General features: G+C 69.2%; 17 protein-coding genes and 3 pseudogenes. 8 read left to right on the top strand and 12 right to left on the bottom strand.

Annotation, left to right across the window (positions count from 1 at the left end; translation table 11 throughout):
- Positions 1-60: 60 nt before the first annotated feature.
- Together CP980_RS34185 and CP980_RS34180 are read right to left on the bottom strand one after the other, a co-directional pair.
- Positions 61-3,618: a S8 family peptidase gene (locus CP980_RS34185; RefSeq protein WP_229907128.1), complete on the bottom strand. Its 3,558-nt coding sequence runs from the start codon at positions 3,616-3,618 to the stop codon at positions 61-63.
- A gap of 532 nt (positions 3,619-4,150) precedes the next feature.
- Positions 4,151-4,651 carry a DUF998 domain-containing protein gene (locus CP980_RS34180; protein WP_150529966.1) on the bottom strand — a complete coding sequence of 167 codons (501 nt, stop codon included), beginning with the start codon at positions 4,649-4,651 and terminating at the stop codon, positions 4,151-4,153.
- 131 nt (positions 4,652-4,782) lie between these two features.
- Here CP980_RS34180 and CP980_RS36200 point away from each other — a divergent pair.
- Both CP980_RS36200 and CP980_RS34170 read left to right on the top strand, forming a co-directional pair.
- Positions 4,783-4,988 (top strand): annotated as a pseudogene (locus tag CP980_RS36200) (IS110 family transposase); the annotation flags it as partial.
- A gap of 545 nt (positions 4,989-5,533) precedes the next feature.
- Positions 5,534-5,791 carry a WhiB family transcriptional regulator gene (locus CP980_RS34170; protein WP_030872953.1) on the top strand — a complete coding sequence of 86 codons (258 nt, stop codon included), beginning with the start codon at positions 5,534-5,536 and terminating at the stop codon, positions 5,789-5,791.
- Between the two features lie 417 nt (positions 5,792-6,208).
- Here CP980_RS34170 and CP980_RS34165 read toward each other — a convergent pair whose 3' ends face one another.
- A complete protein-coding gene (locus CP980_RS34165; RefSeq protein ID WP_008734853.1) occupies positions 6,209-6,412 on the bottom strand; it encodes a cold-shock protein in 204 nt (67 codons plus the stop codon).
- A 346-nt stretch (positions 6,413-6,758) separates the two neighbouring features.
- Positions 6,759-7,086 (bottom strand): annotated as a pseudogene (locus CP980_RS36195) (FAD-dependent oxidoreductase); the annotation flags it as partial.
- A gap of 274 nt (positions 7,087-7,360) precedes the next feature.
- Here CP980_RS36195 and CP980_RS34160 point away from each other — a divergent pair.
- Positions 7,361-8,062 (top strand): hypothetical protein, encoded by a 702-nt coding sequence (locus CP980_RS34160; RefSeq protein ID WP_150529965.1) that lies wholly within the window; start codon positions 7,361-7,363, stop codon positions 8,060-8,062.
- Positions 8,063-8,105: 43 nt separating this feature from the next.
- A pseudogene (locus CP980_RS34155) lies at positions 8,106-8,871 on the top strand (transposase).
- A gap of 78 nt (positions 8,872-8,949) precedes the next feature.
- On the opposite strand, the gene CP980_RS34150 reads toward CP980_RS34155, so the two are convergent.
- Positions 8,950-9,752 (bottom strand): IS5 family transposase gene (locus CP980_RS34150; protein ID WP_150529964.1). Its coding sequence is split into 2 segments (ribosomal slippage): positions 8,950-9,440 and positions 9,440-9,752, totalling 804 coding nucleotides; the frame shifts between segments, so codons are not numbered across the junction.
- Positions 9,753-9,814: 62 nt separating this feature from the next.
- Here CP980_RS34150 and CP980_RS34145 point away from each other — a divergent pair.
- Positions 9,815-10,207, top strand: a complete 393-nt coding sequence (locus CP980_RS34145; protein WP_150529963.1) for a hypothetical protein — start codon at positions 9,815-9,817, stop codon at positions 10,205-10,207.
- Between the two features lie 783 nt (positions 10,208-10,990).
- Here CP980_RS34145 and CP980_RS34140 read toward each other — a convergent pair.
- Together CP980_RS34140 and CP980_RS34135 are read right to left on the bottom strand one after the other, a co-directional pair.
- The gene (locus CP980_RS34140; protein WP_150529962.1) at positions 10,991-11,206 is read right to left on the bottom strand and encodes a hypothetical protein; all 216 of its coding nucleotides are present in this window, start codon (positions 11,204-11,206) and stop codon (positions 10,991-10,993) included.
- A 274-nt stretch (positions 11,207-11,480) separates the two neighbouring features.
- Positions 11,481-12,143 carry a TetR/AcrR family transcriptional regulator gene (locus tag CP980_RS34135; protein ID WP_150529961.1) on the bottom strand — a complete coding sequence of 221 codons (663 nt, stop codon included), beginning with the start codon at positions 12,141-12,143 and terminating at the stop codon, positions 11,481-11,483.
- An 87-nt stretch (positions 12,144-12,230) separates the two neighbouring features.
- Here CP980_RS34135 and CP980_RS34130 point away from each other — a divergent pair, with 87 nt between their 5' ends.
- Positions 12,231-13,394, top strand: a complete 1,164-nt coding sequence (locus CP980_RS34130; protein WP_150529960.1) for an FAD-dependent monooxygenase — start codon at positions 12,231-12,233, stop codon at positions 13,392-13,394.
- 164 nt (positions 13,395-13,558) lie between these two features.
- On the opposite strand, the gene CP980_RS34125 is transcribed toward CP980_RS34130, so the two are convergent.
- Positions 13,559-13,999, bottom strand: a complete 441-nt coding sequence (locus CP980_RS34125; RefSeq protein ID WP_132760866.1) for a hypothetical protein — start codon at positions 13,997-13,999, stop codon at positions 13,559-13,561.
- Positions 14,000-14,178: 179 nt separating this feature from the next.
- Between CP980_RS34125 and CP980_RS35380 the strand changes: the two genes are divergently transcribed.
- Both CP980_RS35380 and CP980_RS34120 read left to right on the top strand, forming a co-directional pair.
- Positions 14,179-14,352 carry a hypothetical protein gene (locus CP980_RS35380; RefSeq protein ID WP_167535926.1) on the top strand — a complete coding sequence of 58 codons (174 nt, stop codon included), beginning with the start codon at positions 14,179-14,181 and terminating at the stop codon, positions 14,350-14,352.
- 122 nt (positions 14,353-14,474) lie between these two features.
- Positions 14,475-15,113 carry a TetR/AcrR family transcriptional regulator gene (locus CP980_RS34120; RefSeq protein WP_150529959.1) on the top strand — a complete coding sequence of 213 codons (639 nt, stop codon included), beginning with the start codon at positions 14,475-14,477 and terminating at the stop codon, positions 15,111-15,113.
- 74 nt (positions 15,114-15,187) lie between these two features.
- Here CP980_RS34120 and CP980_RS34115 read toward each other — a convergent pair whose 3' ends face one another.
- From CP980_RS34115 to CP980_RS34100, 4 genes are read right to left on the bottom strand one after another with little or no spacing between them, the layout of a single operon-like run.
- Positions 15,188-15,592, bottom strand: a complete 405-nt coding sequence (locus CP980_RS34115; RefSeq protein WP_132760864.1) for a gas vesicle protein K — start codon at positions 15,590-15,592, stop codon at positions 15,188-15,190.
- On the bottom strand, positions 15,582-15,803 hold the full coding sequence (locus CP980_RS34110; protein ID WP_132760863.1) for a gas vesicle protein: 222 nt from the start codon (positions 15,801-15,803) through the stop codon (positions 15,582-15,584). The genes CP980_RS34115 and CP980_RS34110 overlap by 11 nt, the downstream gene beginning before the upstream one ends.
- The gene (locus CP980_RS34105) at positions 15,800-16,660 is read right to left on the bottom strand and encodes a GvpL/GvpF family gas vesicle protein (RefSeq protein ID WP_150529958.1); all 861 of its coding nucleotides are present in this window, start codon (positions 16,658-16,660) and stop codon (positions 15,800-15,802) included. Before CP980_RS34105 ends, CP980_RS34110 begins: the two co-directional genes overlap by 4 nt.
- Complete coding sequence (locus CP980_RS34100; RefSeq protein WP_373312913.1) at positions 16,657-17,079, bottom strand: gas vesicle protein; 423 nt, start codon at positions 17,077-17,079, stop codon at positions 16,657-16,659. Before CP980_RS34100 ends, CP980_RS34105 begins: the two co-directional genes overlap by 4 nt.
- Between the last annotated feature and the right edge of the window lie 4 nt (positions 17,080-17,083).

Here is a 17,083-nt window from a genome sequence, read left to right as displayed (position 1 = left end):
GGAGCAGGTCTGACGGGAAGGGCCCCGAGGCATCGCCGCCCCGGGGCCCGCCACTACGGTTCATCGCAGGCCGTACGCCCGGATGATCTCGTTCTTGACGCCGAAGCCGCTGTCCGTCGTGGCGCTCGCGCGCAATGAGAGGAAGCCGCCGGGCTTCCTGGCCGCCATGAACGAGCCCGTCCAGGTGCCGCCGGCGCCCTTGACCAGGGTCACCTTCTGCCAGGTGGTGCCATCGTCGTACGAGACGTCCAGCGCCACTGCGGCAACCCTGCCCGGCACCGTGCCGAGGTCCATGGACACCGGCTTGAGGGCGATCTGCTGCTTCGCACCGGCCTTGAGGTCGCCGTGCAGGTCCGACTCCAGTTCGTAGTCCAGGTTCAGCACCGAGAACGGCTCGAAGGAGTCCGAGTCGACGGTGCCCGACATGAAGGTCCACTCGGTATGGGTGCGCGTCGACAGCCGGAAGAGGTCACCGGGCCGCTCCGCGTCGAGGACGGCGCGGTAGGGCAAGTCGCCCGCCGGTACTTCCTGCCACTGCATGTCTCCGCTGACCGGGTTGTCGTGGATCAGCGTGTCCCCCTGGAAGACCTGCAGGTGCGACGGCGTCTCACCCCACGGCAGGTAGCCTCCCAACCGCATGGTGTCGCTGGCGGAGGCCCACGCCTGCACGTTCCACGTCATGTAGTTCTGCCAGCGGGAGTTGTACACACCGAAGGACTCGCTCTGGCCGGGCCGGGTAGCCGGAGCGAACCAGTCCAGCCGGGTGCTCCTGCCCTTGGCGTACGTGTTGTCGCCCGACACCATCGACCATGGAAGGGGTCCGTCGACGCCCTGCGTGTGAAACTCCCTCCAGACCTGTCCCGGAGTCACCCACTCGGTGCGGGTGCCCGGGTGCCACTCCTCGTCGGGCAAGTTGAACGACGGGCTGAGGGTGAAGTCGGACCGGTAGCCCTCCGCCAGCCGGCCGCCCGCAGCGGAGTAGTAGCGGGCGTCGATCCGTGCGAGGTCAGCCTTGGCCGGCCGGTAGACCAGGGCCCGGTCCGGCACCCGGCCGGCATAGTCCCTGGTCAGGTCGTAGACGAACGGTGTGTACTCGGTCTGTTCGACGGTCAGCTGGTCGTGGCCGCGCCGGGCCATCGAGACGAGGGCTCTGCCCGCGTCGCGGTGTACGGAGGCGACGGGGATGGCTGACTCTCCGACGTACTCCATCAGAGCGCCGACACCGTCGTTGACCACGATCAGCGCTTTCGCGCCGGCCGCGACCGCAGCCGCGGTGCGCTCCTGCGGCGGAACCTCGTCGCTGCGGTCGACCACGACCGCCCTGCCCTTGGCCCGCACCTTCTTGTACGCGGCCGCCCCGCCGGTGCCCGCGTAGACGACGTCCAGCCTGTCCGTGGCGGTGCCCAGGGCGCTCCCGGCCTGCACCAGCGCGTCGAGGGGGAGCCGACTGCCCGACATCGTCAGGCCTAGCTTCGGCTCGCCCTTGCGCCATCGGGTGGTCAGCATGAACTCGCCCTGCTTCATCGCCTCCGTCGGCGCGACGTAAACGTCGTCGTAGGTCGGCGGCAGCACATACGCGCTGCGGTAGTCCAGGGACGGATCGAGCCCCTTGTAGTGGACGTTGAAGTCGACCTTGCGCTGGCGGTCCTCGGTACGCTCCGGCGCCTCCGTCTGCAGCAGGTGCGCCCTGCTCGCGTCCAGTACCACGACGGCCGAGCGGCCCCTGAGCACGGTCTCCGGCTGAACCAGCACGGCCAGACCCGAGCGGTCCGCCTTCTCGCCCGCCACATCGAGGTACCCGGCGACGGTGTACGTGCCCGGTGCCATGCGCAGGGTCGTCGATCCGTCGACGTAGAGCGACCAGGGCCAGACGTCGCCCGCGAGGTTGATCCCGACCCAGCCGGCGGCGGGCTTGCCGTCCCTTCCCACCAGCTTGACGTTCAAGTCGTAGCGCTCCTCCTCCTCGAGGAGCGCCACCGAAGTGCGGGTCACCGCCCGCCCGGTCGCCGCGTCCGTGGCCGTGACGTAGCCGGTGTGCCGGCCTGGCGGGACGGCTTGTGGATCACCGGTCACCGGGGCGGCCGCGGTGCCACCCGCCGGGACGTTCACCTCGGTGGCCCCCAGCCTGAACGGGGCGCCGCCGGTCAGCGCCAGGTTCAGCGTGACGTCGGCGGAGCCGGTGTTGGTGAAGGTCAGGTCCTTCGTGACGGCGACATCGCTCGGCTCGTGCGGCCAGGTGTAGTTGCCGAAGAAGAGTGAACCGGTGGCGCGGACCGTACTGTGCACGGCAGCGGCCACGTCGAGACGGCCGGCACCGACTTCGTACGGCGAGTACCCGCCGTCCAGCCCCTTCGCGGTGCTCATCAGGTGTTCCTTGAGCTGTGCCCCGGTCCAGTCCGGGTGCTGCTGGGCCAGGATCGCCGCCGCGCCGGCAACGTGCGGGGTGGCCATCGAGGTGCCGCTGAGGGTGCGGTAGGAGCCCTCGCCGCCGCCGGTCATCTGGGACGAGCGGGCCGCCGTGATGTCCACGCCCGGCGCTGCGATGTCCGGCTTCATACCGCCGGAGTGCGTCAGCGGGCCCGTACTGGAGAAACTCGCGAGCCGGTCCTGTTTGTCCGTGGCGGCCACGGTCAGCGCCGAGGCGGCCGCGCCCGGGGCGGAAATGCTCTCGGGTCCCGAGTTGCCGGCGGCTATGACGAACAGCGTGCCGTACTGCGCGGACAACACGTCGACGGTCTGCGACATCGGGTCGCTGCCGTCCGTCGGGTACGAGTCGCCCAGACTCATGTTGACGACGTCCGCCCCCGATTCGGCGGCCCACTGCATGCCGGCCATGATCCAGGAGTCCTGGCCGTAGCCCTCCGCGCCGCCGAGCACCTTGCCGACGTACAAGTCGGCGCCTGGAGCGACGCCCTTGAGGGCGCCTCCGGATGCGGCGCCCGAGCCGACGATCGTGCTCGCCACATGCGTGCCGTGCCCGTTGACGTCGGTGACGGCCTCACCCGGCACGAAGCTGGCCGTGCCGTCGATCAGGCCCGCGAAGTCGGGGTGGTTGACGTCGATACCGGTGTCGAGGACCGCGACCTTGACGCCCTTGCCGGTATATCCGGCCGCCCATGCCTCGGGAGCGCCGATCAGCGGCACGCTCTCCTTCAGGTTGGCCTTCACCCGACCGTCGAGCCACAGCTTCGACACGCCGGCGCCCAACGTCGCGCTCCCCTGCGGCGCGACGGAGCTCCAGAACGTACGGGCCTGCCCCTTGTCGGTGCTGAGCACGGCACCGCCGATGTCAGCGAGCTTGCGGGTCAGCCGGCTGCCCCGGGGTGGCGCCGGCTCGGCAGCTGCCCCGGACCTCGTCCGGGCGTACATCGCGATCAGCGGAACCGCGGGCGACTTCGCGTCGTCGTAACCCATCTCGATCAGGTCGGTGACGTTGAACAGCCGCCGGTCGAGCCTGTCCGCGCCCAGCAACGGTACGGCCTCGTCCGGCACGACGAACAGGTCACCCTTGACCTGCTGGATCTTCACGCCGCCGACAGCGCTCTCCGGCCGGTCGACCTCGGCGGTCTGCTTGCCGTCGGCCATCGTGGTGACCGTGACGACGTCGCCGGTGACCAAGGTGACTTTGTGGGTCGTCGAAGGTCTGACGGGAACGGTGGGCTTGCTCGGGGCGGCTTGTGCGGGCGCTTGCAGGACTGCGAGCACCGATGTCAGCAGAGGCACCGTGATGGCGGCGGAGATCAACTGCCCGCGCCTGTACCTGTGCCTGTACCTGTGCCCGAAGACGGAGGGCTGAGAGGAGGAGAACATGCCATGGGTCTATCGACGGAGCAGCGCCGGAGTGAAGACCAAGGGGCGGCAAGTCCTCGCCATGGCAAGAATTCGTCAGTCGTGAACCGCACGAAAACAGGCAAGAGTGCGCTCTTGATGAGGATCCTTGTAATCGGCCGTGTCGGACGCTGCATGGACCGGCTCGACGAAGCAGGCGTCCGCAGACAACACGCCTTCGGGGTCCCGACCGGTCGCGGGCACTGTCTCACCCGGCGACGCGCGCAGCCAGGCGGTCACCTCATGGGCCTAGCCGGTCAGCAGACATTGAGCGCTTTCCCGAACGCGCCGCCAGAAGCTGCGAAGGTGTTCTCGGCCGCCCTCACGCCCGACGCACACCGGCGATCACCTCACCGGCCGCCGCGCCTCGCCGGACGGCCAGATCCCCTGGGTCGCTGCACCCGGGCAGCACGCCCGACTGGTCACGACGGTGATCGGCCCCACGACTCCGGGAGCGTGTAGCCGGCGGTCCGCGTCCTGTGGGGGTCATCGGTCCTTCAGCAGTGCGCAGACGAAGTCTTCCTGGACCGTGCGGAGCCGGGCGAGGAGGGCGGGTTTCATGCAGACCGACCGCCCCCATGACCAGCAGAGCGCCGGCGAGCAGGAAGTTCACCGTCTGGACCCAGCCCCCCTCGCCGAGCGCGAGCTGACTGAGCCCCATCCGGCTGAAGTCGAAGCCGTCACGGGCGAATCCCAGCGCGACACCGACCGCAAGGAACACCGGACCGGCCGCGACTGCGCCGAGCAACCACCGGCGCGCCGCCACGGTGGACGCCGGTGCTACGGGCGCGACATGAACGGATGCGCTGAGCGTGGGGAGCATGAACGAGCCTTCCTCACGTGTCTCTGGCGCGCTTCGGGACGGCGACAGGGCCAGGCGACGGGGTGCCTCCCCCATCAGGGCAGATTCCGTACCTCCAAGTTCGAGGACGACGAAGCCTGGTGGTCACGCGCTCGATCCGCGGCGAACAACCCTCCCTCTCCGCCTTCGCCCCCTGGGCGGCGACCCGGCATCGCGGACCTCATACGACAAGAAGATCAGCCAGGGCGGGCACCACACCCAGGCCCTGCTCTGCCTCGCCAGACGCCTGGCCGACGTCCTCTTCGCGATGCTCCGCGACGGAACCTTCTACGAACCCCGACCAGCCTCAACCGGCTGATCCTCAGCGGCCTCACCGCACACGGGGCAGTCCCGCTCGTCAGCCGAGCCCATCACGACCGGATGACCGCAGAAGTCGCACGGCCGCTTGCTCTCGCCCGCCGACTCTCGCGCAGGCGCGTCATCACTCACGACAGCCACACTGCCAGCCAACCACCTTGACCAAAGCCATAGGGGCCCCCAAGACGTCGCGGCTGGGGGCTGCCCGCCCGGGTCCGGTCGGCGAACCACCAGGCTGCGGTGACCCCGGCAGCCCAGAGCAGCCCTTGCAGCACGGCCTTGGGCCACGCCGCCGATTCAGCCCACCGCTCGACTCCCGTCAGGACCGCCAGGCCACCACGAGAACCACGGCCGTGCGTACACGTCGACGCTTGAACTTGCGCACAACACGCCCCGGACGCCGACGGCCAGCAGAACTCGGTACGGCATTTTCGGAGCAGCAGGCCGTTGGTCAAGAATGCGCTGATGCCCCTGCCGACTGCATAGAGCTGCGGATCCCGGTCAGGTGCGCGGGTGAGCGACCGACTAGTGAACGGAGGCATGACGATGGACTGGCGTCACCGAGCGGCTTGCCGCGAGGAAGACCCGGACCTGTTCTTCCCTGTCGGGAGCAGCGGCCCAGCTCTGCTCCAAATCGAGGAGGCCAAGGCGGTGTGCCGCCGATGCCCGGTCTTGGAGCGCTGCTTGGAGTGGGCCCTCGAAGGGGGCATGGACATGGGCGTGTGCGGAGGCCTCACCGAGGAGGAACGGCGCGCCGTCAAGCGCCGCAGGGCCCGGGAGGCGCGGGCTCGCCTCCACTCCTGACCCGCCTGCCCGCGGTGCCCGTTTTCGAATGGCGAGTCTGGCTGACAGGAATCTGTTCGCGGCCGTATCCGCCCGAGCGGCTCGGACCTCCGGAACGGCTCGGGGTGGCGAGCCCAAGCGGCTGCCCCGCCCCCGAACCGGTGCCGGTACCGAAAGCGGGGCCGCAGGTGCGACCGCAGGAGGCTCCCGCGGCGCAGGGAATTGAAAGAACGGGCCCGATTGAAATGCGGACAGACGCTCAAATGAGGTGGCGTCATGCGGAAGCGACAACCAAGAACGAAATTGAATGCAGCTCCGAGAGGGCAAGTAGAGCGATCTCTCAGGTTCTGATACCGCCGGTGAACGCACCACGGGAAATACATGCAGCTGGGCCCGCACCCCGAGGGTGCGGGCCCAGCTGCAGAAAGCGTGTCAGCGTCAGGCGGGAACGATGTTCTCGGCCGTCGGGCCCTTCTGGCCCTGCGCGATGTCGAAGGTGACCTTCTGGCCCTCGTTCAGCTCACGGAATCCCTGGGCGGCGATGTTCGAGTAGTGGGCGAACACGTCAGCGCCGCCACCGTCCTGCTCGATGAAGCCGAAACCCTTTTCCGCGTTGAACCACTTGACGGTACCAGCAGCCATGTCATATCTCCTTTGGGGCAATACATCAACGTCCGCACTGTACGGACGCCGTGTCGCCGCGATGATGCCCCGCCCGGAAATTTACCGGGAAATACGAAGCGTTTCCTGTGGCCCGAAGCCCTACTGGATACGCTTAAAATTCTTGGGTACCAAAACTGCAACCGAGATCGACAGTAGCACGCTGCGGCGGCCCGTGGGTGTTGAATATTTCCGGCTGCCGCGTGGCGATAGAAACTCTCCCAACGGGATCCGTTAAATCCTTAGGTCGCGGTGACAGATATTGATTCATCACGAGCGCAGTGTTTTCGGCGGATGGGGCCGATCGGTGAGGCGTCGCAGTTCGGCACCCCGCCCAGGCTGCCGCCTCGCGCAGGAGGGCGGTGCGACCGCGGTTCGGTACCGCCCACAAAGTCTGGCCGTGCAGACCCCGGCACGAGAGCAGGGCATTCGCCGCCTGGACCGCTCGTGGCCGCCCGTTCCATCAGCGCGACCGGTAGATCGGTGCGCACGACCTCGCCGGCGACCACAAGACCGGGACCGGGGTGCGGACCGTGGGGCGGTCGGCAGGTGCCGACGGAGAACAGCGGGCATTCCTCGCGCCATTCATGACGGACGTACACCACGGCGGCGGCGGGAGTCTCCGGGTACACGAGGAGCTGATGGACGAGTTCTACTCCTGGACGGTGCTCAGAGCTCCCGCGTCGACGGCCTAAGGGCTGTCCCGTAAATGATCTCCGTGCTGGGCGGCCTTGCGGTTGACGGCGGCCAGCACCGGTGCGCCGCCGTCCTGGTGGACATGCGGGCTTCGTGGATCAGACCGTTTAGTGCGTGCACATCGACTGCACGACACGAATGGTCTGGCGGCGGCAGGGTGACTCACACGGCGGCCTGACCCTGGACCGGTGTTGCGCGCTGACATGGCGGGGTTTGGTCGGCCAGAGTCCGTACATGGTGCAGAACCTTGTTGCCGTGTTCAGCCTGCTCATCGGCCTGGGGGGTCTAACACTGAGTTTCATGGACCACCGGCGGAAGATCCGGCAGGAAGCGCAGGAATCCGCCCTTCGTGCGGAGGAGGCACGGCAGAGGCACGAGCGTGACTTGGAGCAGCAGCTGCAGTGGATCGAGCGGGAACAGAGGTCCCAACGAGGGCTGGAGCGGCATCAGGCATCCTTGGTCAAGGCCCGTTTCGAACTGCGCCCGTCCTCTCTGCACAACGGCTGGATCGTCCCTGAGGTTGTGGTCGAGAACCGGTCCGACCAACCGGTGCGGGACGTGCGCGTTGCCTTCCTCGGCGATGTGATCGGCGAATCGACGACTCTCGACACCGGCCAGGACGCCTTCCAGCTGGCACCCGTCCAAGCTGCGAGGACCTCCCACAAGCTGCGTCACGTCACGGTGGACTTCACCGACGTTGCCGGGATCCGCTGGCGCCGCGATGGCTACGGTCTCCTGCGACGTGCACAGCCAGGCGCCGGCGACCCGGACGCCCCAGGCGCATGGGGGGAGCCGGAACCCCCCACCGTCTTGGGCCCGGCCTCCGCCCCGGCCTTGCCGCCGGTACGGCAACGTGTCGGGTTCCTCCGGCCAGCAGTCGCGCTGATTTCGGTGACGCTCATCGCCGGAGGCCTCTGGTGGCTCCTGCGCCACTAAGGGCTGTCCCGTAGCGGCTGGTCACGGGTGAGATGATCTTGGTGTGAGTGGTGTGATCACGACGTCCGAGCCGTCCTGGATAGCCCCGTTCACCGGGCTGAGCCCGCGTGCCTTCGGGAAGCTGGTGACGGTTCTGCGGCGTGAGCGAGCGGACGCGGTCCGCAAGGGCCGACCGTGGAGCCTGCCGCTGGAGGACCGGGCCTTGCTGGTCGCAGCCCACTGGCGCACGAACCTGACGATGCGGCAGCTCGCTCCGCTGTTCGGGGTATCGAAGTCGGCGGCGGACCGCATCATTGACCATCTCGCGCCGATGCTCGCGCTCCGGCCCCGCCAACGGTTCGCCAAGGACACTCATCGGGGACGGCACTCTGGTGCCCACCCGCGACCACACCGTGGCCGAGCAGTCCAAGAATTACTGGTACTGCACCACCCATCAGGTCGTCATCGACGCGGACACCTGCCTGGTCGTGGTGGTCGGCCGGCCGCTGCCGGGCAATCGGCACGACTCCCGCGGCTGCGAGGAGTCTGGCGCCAAGGCCGCCGTCGGCAACACCACCACGATTGCCGTCGGCGGCTACCAGGGCACCGGACTGGTCATCCCGCACCGAAAGGCGAAGGGCCAGGCCGAACTCCCCGACTGGAAGGAGGAACACAGCCGGTCCCACAAGCAGGTCCGAGCACGCGTTGAGCACGTCTTCGCCCGAATGAATACCTGGAAGATCCTCCGCGACTGCCGCCTCAAGGGCGACGGCGTCCACCACGCCATGCTCGGCATCGCACGGATGCACAACCTCGCCCTCGCCGGATAGGCCAGCGGACTCGCACGACGGCCGACCTCGCCTGAGGCGGCTCAAAGATCATTTACGGGACAGCCCTTACTGATCGTTTCAGAATGATCTACGGAGGCGTCGGAGGCAGATGATGCTGCAGGCGAGTTCGAGCAGGCCCTGATGGAGGTCGGCTCGGCGCTCGTAGCGGATTCGGAGTCGCTTGAACTGGTGCAGCCAGGCGAAGGCACGCTCGACTACCCAGCGCACCTTGCCGAGACCGGAGCCGTGTGCGACACCGCGGCGGGCGATGATCGGCTTGATGCCGCGTTTCCAGAGCAGGCGGAGGTACTTGTCGAAGTCGTAGCCCCTATCGGCGTACACGCGCCGCGGCTTGCGGCGGGGACGTCCCCGCCGTCCGCGGATTGGAGGGACCGCGTCCAACAAGGGAAGGAGTTGGGTGACGTCGTGGCGGTTCCTGCCGGTGACCGAGACGGCGAGCGGGGTTCCATGGCGGTCGATCAGGTGGTGCTTGGAGCCGGGGCGGGCGCGGTCGACCGGAGAGGCGCCGACATGGTCCCCCCCTTTGAGGGCCCGGACGTGCGATCCGCTACAGAGCAGTCGTCCAGTTCCAGCAGGTCGGAGCGACGCATCTCGGTAGGCAGGGCAGCATGCAGACGGGGCCCGACTCCGGCCTCGGTCCAGTCCCGCAGACGGCGCCAGGCCGTCACCCCGGAGCAGCCCACTACTTCACTTGGCACGTCGCGCCAGACCACGCCCTTACGCGGGACGTAAATGATGCCCGGCAGTGCGACCCGGTCCGGCACTGGGAGTCGTCCGGGGTGGCGGTGTCGGCGTGGGCGCGCCGGCAACAGCGGGGCTATCCGGTCCCAGAGATCGTCGGGGACAAGGTTCACGTTCACGAGGCTGGAGCTTGCCAGAGAACCCGGTTGAGCAAGTCGAGCCGGATCGACATACTCCCCGGATGACCAGCACCGAGGACAAAACCACTGAGCAGGGTTGGGATGAACCCTGGTACCGCGTCCGCACAGATCGGTTCGAGGCGTCATTCCTACCCAGCGCCGGCGAGGATCTAGACGCCGTCTGCAACGTCGACGTAGAGGTGAGGCTGGCAGCGGACGGCTCCCGCTGGAGCGCGGCCGTGTTCACGCTCGCCGAGGTCGAGCGCCTGATGAAGAGGTCGTCCCAAACAGGCGAGGAGTTGGGCGGCCGCTACTTCTGGTGTTCTGACGGACTGATAGTCCGGGACGCTGGCATCGACAACATGACCCAGGTACTCGCTGGCCTGCTCGACGCCGGTGACTTCACGCAGGTTCTTCTGCGACTCGATGACGAAGAGCCCGCGCCCCCATTCTGAAACGATCAGTTAGGCGTGGAGTTCCACCACGGCGTCGTAGGTGCTCTTCGCCGTCGCCAGCCACCTCGAACCCGCCACCTCGCGCGGGTGCTACGTACTCGACGGAGCTTCCGGTACGGAGGTCGGCGCCGCGCCCTTCCGGGTACACGGCCAGGGGATCCCACAGCGCAGCCGGGTAGGGCTAGCGGGGCACGTCGAAGAGCCTTCGGTGAGGCCAGGAAGTTGATGGGGAACATGAGCGCCATACCGGCCGGGTTTCGCGCTCGCCCGCTGGGCCGCTCCGGCCTTGCGCCCCTTGATGTCTCGTCAGCTGCCTGCCCTAATCCCGCCTGTAAGGCAGGAGTCCATGCCGCGAGACCGCTCGAGTCGGTACCGAAGGCACGAACCGAGGTCTCGTCCGGAGCAACGGTGAGCACGGAATGCGTGCCCAGGGCAAAATGCGCCTGCTGGTGCGGCTCTCGCGGCTACTGATGCGCCAGTGGTTCGACAACGAGGACCCTACGGCCCACTGCTGTTGGTCGCTGGGTCGAGGACGCGGCCGCCAAACGCCCGCCGCAGCTCTTGCCGTACGCGTACCGCCGGCGGGGCAGGGCCCCGGGCCGCCGACTGACGGGGAAGCCGCCGTGGAGCCACAGCGAAGAGTGCGGGCGATCAGTCGAGGCCTGCGGGGCGTTCGACGACGGCGAGTACCGCTTCGGCTTCCGGGCGGGGACCGCTGCAGTGGCGGCAGCCCTTTGCGTGGCTGCGGCTCGGCTCGGAGCAGCCGCCGGTGTGGAAAGTGTGTCAGGAGGAGGGTTCCCAGGCCTCGGGGCCGGCACCTCGCCATTCCACGAAGTCGGGGTCGGTGAGGTCGACGCCCTCGGCGTTCTCCAGCCCGGCGTCGGCGAGGAAGACACGGATGTCGGACGGGCGGTGTGCGACCCCGATGGCGACGCCGTCGTAGCGCACCCGCCGCCATCCCCGCTCATCGGGCGGGTAGACGATCAGCTTGGCGGACATGCGCCCAGCCTCTTCCCCACCCTGCTCCCCGGCATCCGGCCGCGCGCGAACGGGTGACGGACGCCCCTGGAAGCAGGTCGTGACCGCTTACGGACCGCCGCACCCGTGGTTTCGACGGCAGGGTACGTTCGGAAGTACGGGGTGCGGCCCTGGCCACCGAGGCTGCGACGGGGGTCGCACCCCGGCAACGAGAAGGCGCCCAGGCCGGTGCTCCGCGGTGCCGCTCCCCTCGTGGGCCGCGGCGGCGGGCAGCGCCCGGGCGCGCTCCGGCGGGTCAGGGGCGCTCCGGCACCTCCGCAGCCAGTGCCGCGTCCAGCATCCGCCGGACCGTCGCGGTCAGTTCCGGGACGGTCGGCACGGGGCGCGAGGCGGCGAGGGCCCCGGCCAGGTGGTCGTAGAGGATGCCGTCGGTCCAGGCGACCAGGATCTCGGCGGAGCGTTCGGGGTGGGCGGCGCCCAGGGCGGTGAGGATTCCGGCGGCGCGGGCGCGGGCGCCGAGGCCCGCTCGGTGCAGTCCCGAACGCAGCTCCGGATTACGGGCGGCCTCCAGCGAGAGTTCGAAGCGGGCCAGCTGGCGTTCGCGCCCCGTCGTCAACCAGCGGTGGATCACGCTCGCGAGTGCGGCCGCCGCCTCGTGCCTGCCGGCCCTCTGCCCGTGGCCGCCGCCTTCCCCATGCTCAGCCGGTGCTCTCCCTCCCGTCTGCGGGAGGGAGAGCACCGGCGCGTCCTGCTGCAGGTCGGCCAGGTCGCTCTCGGCCAGGCGCCGGTAGCAGGCCTCGATCAACGCCGTCCGGGTGCGGAAGTAGTACGAGGTGCTGCCCGTCGGCAGGCCGGCGGCGGCGTCGACCGCCCGATGGGTCAGGCCGCGCAAGCCTGAGGCGGCCACGGTGGCGATGGCGGTGTCGGCAATGAGCGTCCTGCGGTCAGGGGTGGACATGAGCTCACTCTACAGCTGTAGAGTGATCGACTGAAGCCTCTACGGATGTAGAGGTCGCGGGTGTTGTTACCGAGGAGGGGTACACCCATGTGCGGACGTCGAGTGGTCGTGGTCGGAGCCGGGATCGGCGGACTCACGGCGGCCGTGGCCCTCCACCGCCTCGGCTGGGAGGTCACCGTCCACGAGCAGGCGGCTCGGGCGGCCGCCAGCACCGGCGCCGGGATCGTGCTCGCGCCCAACGCCCTGCGTGCCTTCGAGGCCATCGGATTCGACGTCGAACGGGCGACCGGCAGCGCCGCGTCGGCCGCCATGGGCGTGCGTCGCCCCGACGGCGTCTGGCTGAACCGGGCCGACACCGCCGCACTGGTCCGGCGCTACGGTCGCCCCCCGCTCGCCGTGCACCGGGCCGCCCTCACCGGCGGTCTGGCCGCGGAACTACCCGAAGGGGCGCTGCGGTACACCACCGCCGTCGAGGGGATCGAGGGCGCCGAGGAAGACACCGCCCGCGTGCGGACCGGGGCCGGGGAGGTGCAGGCCGATGTCGTGATAGCCGCCGACGGCATCAACAGCCCCCTGCGTCGGCGGTTCTTCCCGGGCCACCCCGGCCTGCACCACAGCGGCGAAACGGCCTGGCGGACGGTCGTCACCATCGAGGACATGCCCGGCCTCACGACCTCCGAGACCTGGGGGCGCGGCGAGCGCTTCGGCATCGTGCCGCTGGCCGACGGGCGCGTGTACGTCTATGCCACCGCCTTCGTGCCGCCGGGCAGCCGGTCGGCCGACGGGCGGGCCGAGCTGGCGCGGCGGTTCGGCCGGTGGCACGCGCCCGTACCCGCCCTGCTGGAATACATGGAGCCCGCCGCCATGCTCCAGCACGACCTCTACGACCTCGCCGCGCCGCTGCCCCGCCTGCACCAAGGCCGCATCGCCTGGATCGGCGACGCCGCCCACGCCATGACGCCCAACCTGGGCCAAGGCGGCTGCCAGGCGATCGAGGACGCCGTGGTCCTGGCCCACCTGCTGCACCGGGCCGGCCCCGGAGCGGTCCCTGCTGCCCTCGCCGCGTACAGCACGGCCCGGCGCGAGCGGACCGATGCAATCCGGGTGAGGTCCCGTCGCGCGGGCCAGGTGGCAGGCCTGCGCAACCCACTCGCCGTCGGCGTGCGGAACCTCGCCGTCCGCGCCACTCCCGGCCGGCTCGCCCTCCGGGCACTGGACGACCTCTACGACGGATTCACGCTCCCCGCGTAGCCAGAGCCCTCCGAGCGCGTGGGCTACCGCTACACGCATGGAAAGGCCAGCCGGGGTTCGGTGCCTCGCGCCCCGCCTGCTTGGGGTGTCGGCGCCGCAAGGAGGGGTTGTCGTGTGGGCGCGCCGCTGATCCGCAAGCCGGAGGTCACCGAGACCCCGCCGCGCTACTCCATCACCCTGATGGGGCGATCGGGGCCGCACGAGGCAGAGAGTTCGGTGTCCATGGCAGCGCCGTCCTGCTGATGCCAGACCCGCACATATCTGGAGCGGTGAGCCCATGCCCCAAGATCAGCGGTGTCGGCGCTGAACTGTTGCCAGGTCGTTCCCCGCCCCTCGGTGGACAGGGGCCAGCCAACCGGCTTCGAGGACCAGACGGTGACGTGCGTGATGCCGGTTCCGTGCTGCCGAAAGGGGCTATCCGAGTCGGGGGGTCCGGCCGGGGCCCGCAGCGAGCTCAGGCGCCCGAGCCCGAGGTGGGCGAGCGAATAGACGATCGCGTCCTCGCCCTCGTCCCATCTGTCGGGCGGGACGGAGACGGCGGTGCCCTGGTAGCCCGGCGCTTCGTACAGGGTGGCCGTGATCCGGGGTTCGGAGTCCTGGGGCACGTTTGCCTCCGAGAGGGGCTCAAGTTCGTCCCCACGAACAGCACAAACCGCTTCCCTCCTGCGCGGCCGGGGTGACCTGGGGCCTGCTTCCAGTGTGGACCAGCAGGTGATGCATGGCGCCAGCCCGTGCCGTTCGCAGGGGTCCGGGTAGGAGAGGGGTGGGAGGAAGGAATCCTGAGATGAGTGCCAAAGAGAAGCTGAAAGCGAGAGCCGAGCAGATCGTGGGCCGCCTCGTCCGCACCGTGGCCCACGCCATGGGGCAGAGGACCACAGCGGCGAAAGGCGCCGCCCTGCAGACTCGTGGAAAGGCAAGGGCTCTCAAGGAGAAGGCCAAGGGCAGATTCGGCTTCTGAGCCCGTGCAGCGCGGCACGCCTCGGACCGGCCGGTAGAGCGCCTCGCCTGGCGACGGTACGGTCTCGGAAAACGGCGGTTCCTCGCGAGCGATAGGGTGTAACACGCGAGGAGGAGGCTGCCATGAGTGAGCCGACTGCTACGACAACCCCCCGCGAGCGCTACCGCCGACAGGTGCGTGAAGAGATCAAGCAGCGGGCGCGGGAGCAGATCGCCGCTGCGGGGACATCGGCGCTCTCGCTCAACAAGATCGCAAAGCAGATGGGCCTCAGCGGGGCGGGGCTGTACCGGTATTTCACGGGCCGGGACGAGTTGCTCGCTGAGTTGGTACGCGATGCCTATCAGAGTCTGGTCGACGCTTTCCGGGCAGCGGCCGGCCGGGACGAGGGCGGTCTCCATGGCCTTGCGCACGCTCTGCGCGCGTGGGCACTCGACGATCCCCAGCGCTACTTCCTCGTGTACGGGCCACCGGTGCCCGGCTACCGGGCCCCCGTGGACCTGTCCCTGAAGATGGCGGAGATCATGAGCCTGATCATCAGCGCCTCCGATGCCGATCCCGCCTCCTCCCCCGGGGCTTCGCCCCCTGCCTCCCTGTCTGCCGGGGAGGATCGAGCGCCGGCTTCGTCGACACGGTTGGCCCTTGCTTTCTGGACGCGGCTGCACGGCATCCTGTCGTTGGAACTCAGCGGGCATTTCCTCGGTATGGGGTTTGATCCCGCCCAGCTCTACGAGAACGAGCTGGATCTGCTGTCGGCCGGCTGAGCACCTTCACTGATCGCCGGTCGTATCGCCCGGTCGTACGGAGCCTCGTCCGCCGTGGGGCGCGCCGCCTGCCGTCAGTCGCGCCGCGGGAGCAGCGGCCCGAGGGGGCCGAGGTCGAGATTGAGGTCCTCAAGGGCGTAACCGTGCTCCGCGCACAGGTCTGTGAGGGTGTCGTGGAGTGCCAGGAGCGTCGCGCCGAGCTCTTCTTCCTGGTCGTCGGTGAGATCGCCGGCGTCGACGCGGCGCAGCGCTTGGCGCTCGATGAGCTGGCGCAGGAGCTCTACCAGCGTGAGAACGAGCTTGAGGAGGTCTTCCCCGACGGTTTCCGCGTCAGTGTGAAGGCGCCGGACGGGGCGGGGAGCCTGCCCGTCGGGGGTGGGGGGTGCCTGGACGAGACGGAAGGCCTCGGAAAGGCTGTCGCCCACGTCATCGAGGCGGCCCGGGCGGTGCGGCGGGGGCGGGGCCGGTTCACGATTCATCGCTTCCTCCGCCGGCGGCCAGGGATGCAGTGGTCTCGGAACTGACGGAGACGATCAGGGCACGCAGCGAGATCCGCACGAGGTCGATGTCAGCGATGGACAAGACGATGTCGCCGGTCAGGACTACTCCGCCGCTCAGGAGCCGGTCGAGGAGGTCGACGAGGGCAACCTGGCGGTCGGGCAGCGGCCCGTCGTTTGCGATGAGGCTCATGGCGGCTCGCGGTGGGCGGTCGGGGCTCCGGAATGGTGGGAGGGGGCAGCCGGGTCCGGCGTTTCGGGTGGTGGTGTGGCGAAGGAGTACGGGGCCCACGGGCCTGTGACCTCGATGCGGAGGTCGGGGAAGCGGCGGGCGACCTCGGCGATGGCGGCCTGGAACTCCTCGGCTTGTTCGTCGGGGACGAGGTAGGCGTCGTTGAGGACGTTCTCCTGGGTGGCGGTCAGGGCGCCGCGCTGAGGCGCGTGACGCACACGCTGCGTGGTGAGGTGGGCGGCGATGGCTTCGATGGCCTGCGCAGCGACCTGGGCCTGCTGGTAGACGGATTCGCGTGTGTGCTGCTGAGCCCTGCGGGCTCGCAGGTAGGCCTTGCCGGGACTGGTCGGCTGGCTGGAACCGACTGTCGCCTCCTGGTCGGGTTCGAGGGTGGTGGACGGCGTCAGGTAGATCTTGACGCCGTACTCGGTGTGGGCGCGGAGCAGGTCGAGGCGCGCGCTGAACGCGCGGTGCTGGACGGTCAAGGCTTGCCGGGCACGGTGGTCGTCCTGGTACACGGTGGCCATGCGCAAGGGCAGCACAGGGGCGCAGGTGGCTACGGCCTGGACCACGCCGTGGTGGGTGCGGGCGACGTATTCCAGCCATTCGAGGTCTTCGAAGTGGTTCTTGAGGGCGGTTTCGTTGAAGTCGGCTTCTGGCACATCCGACACGACGAAGACGAGCGGCATGCCCTCGCCGTCCGAGGGCAGCAGACGGAGAAGCTCCTGGCCGATGCCGTGCAGGGTGGGGAGCGCCGCGTCGAGGGCGCTGGTCGGCTGGGTGACGGCGTACACGTAGGTGAGCGCGGGCGCGGTCATGGTGTGCTCCCCGGCCGACGCCGGCCAGGCGGCCGGGCGGGCTTCTGCGGCTCCTCGTCGGCTTCCTCCCCGGGCCCGGTCTGTCCGAGTTCACCGCGGAGAGCCTCCAGTTCGGCGCGCAGGCGCCGGTTTTCCTGTTCGAGGGGGCTGCCGGTGTGCCGGGAGGACAGGGAGGGGTCGTGTTCCCACCAGTCGATTCCCATCTCCTTGGCCTTGTCGACCGAGGCGATCAGGATGCGGAGTTTGATGGTCAACAGCTCGATGTCGAGGAGGTTGATGCGGATGTCGCCGGCGATGACGATGCCTTTGTCCAGCACTCGTTCGAGGATGTCGGCGAGGCTGGAGGTGGAGGTGGGCCCGTAGGGCATCGGGGCGCGGGAGGCGAAGGAGCCCGGCCGGCCGGGCACAGGTTCGGTCACGGTG

The organism is Streptomyces vinaceus (genome assembly GCF_008704935.1).
GTDB lineage: Bacteria > Actinomycetota > Actinomycetes > Streptomycetales > Streptomycetaceae > Streptomyces > Streptomyces vinaceus.
Note: the sequence above shows the minus strand (reverse complement) of the source record. Positions and strands in the feature narration are given on the sequence as shown.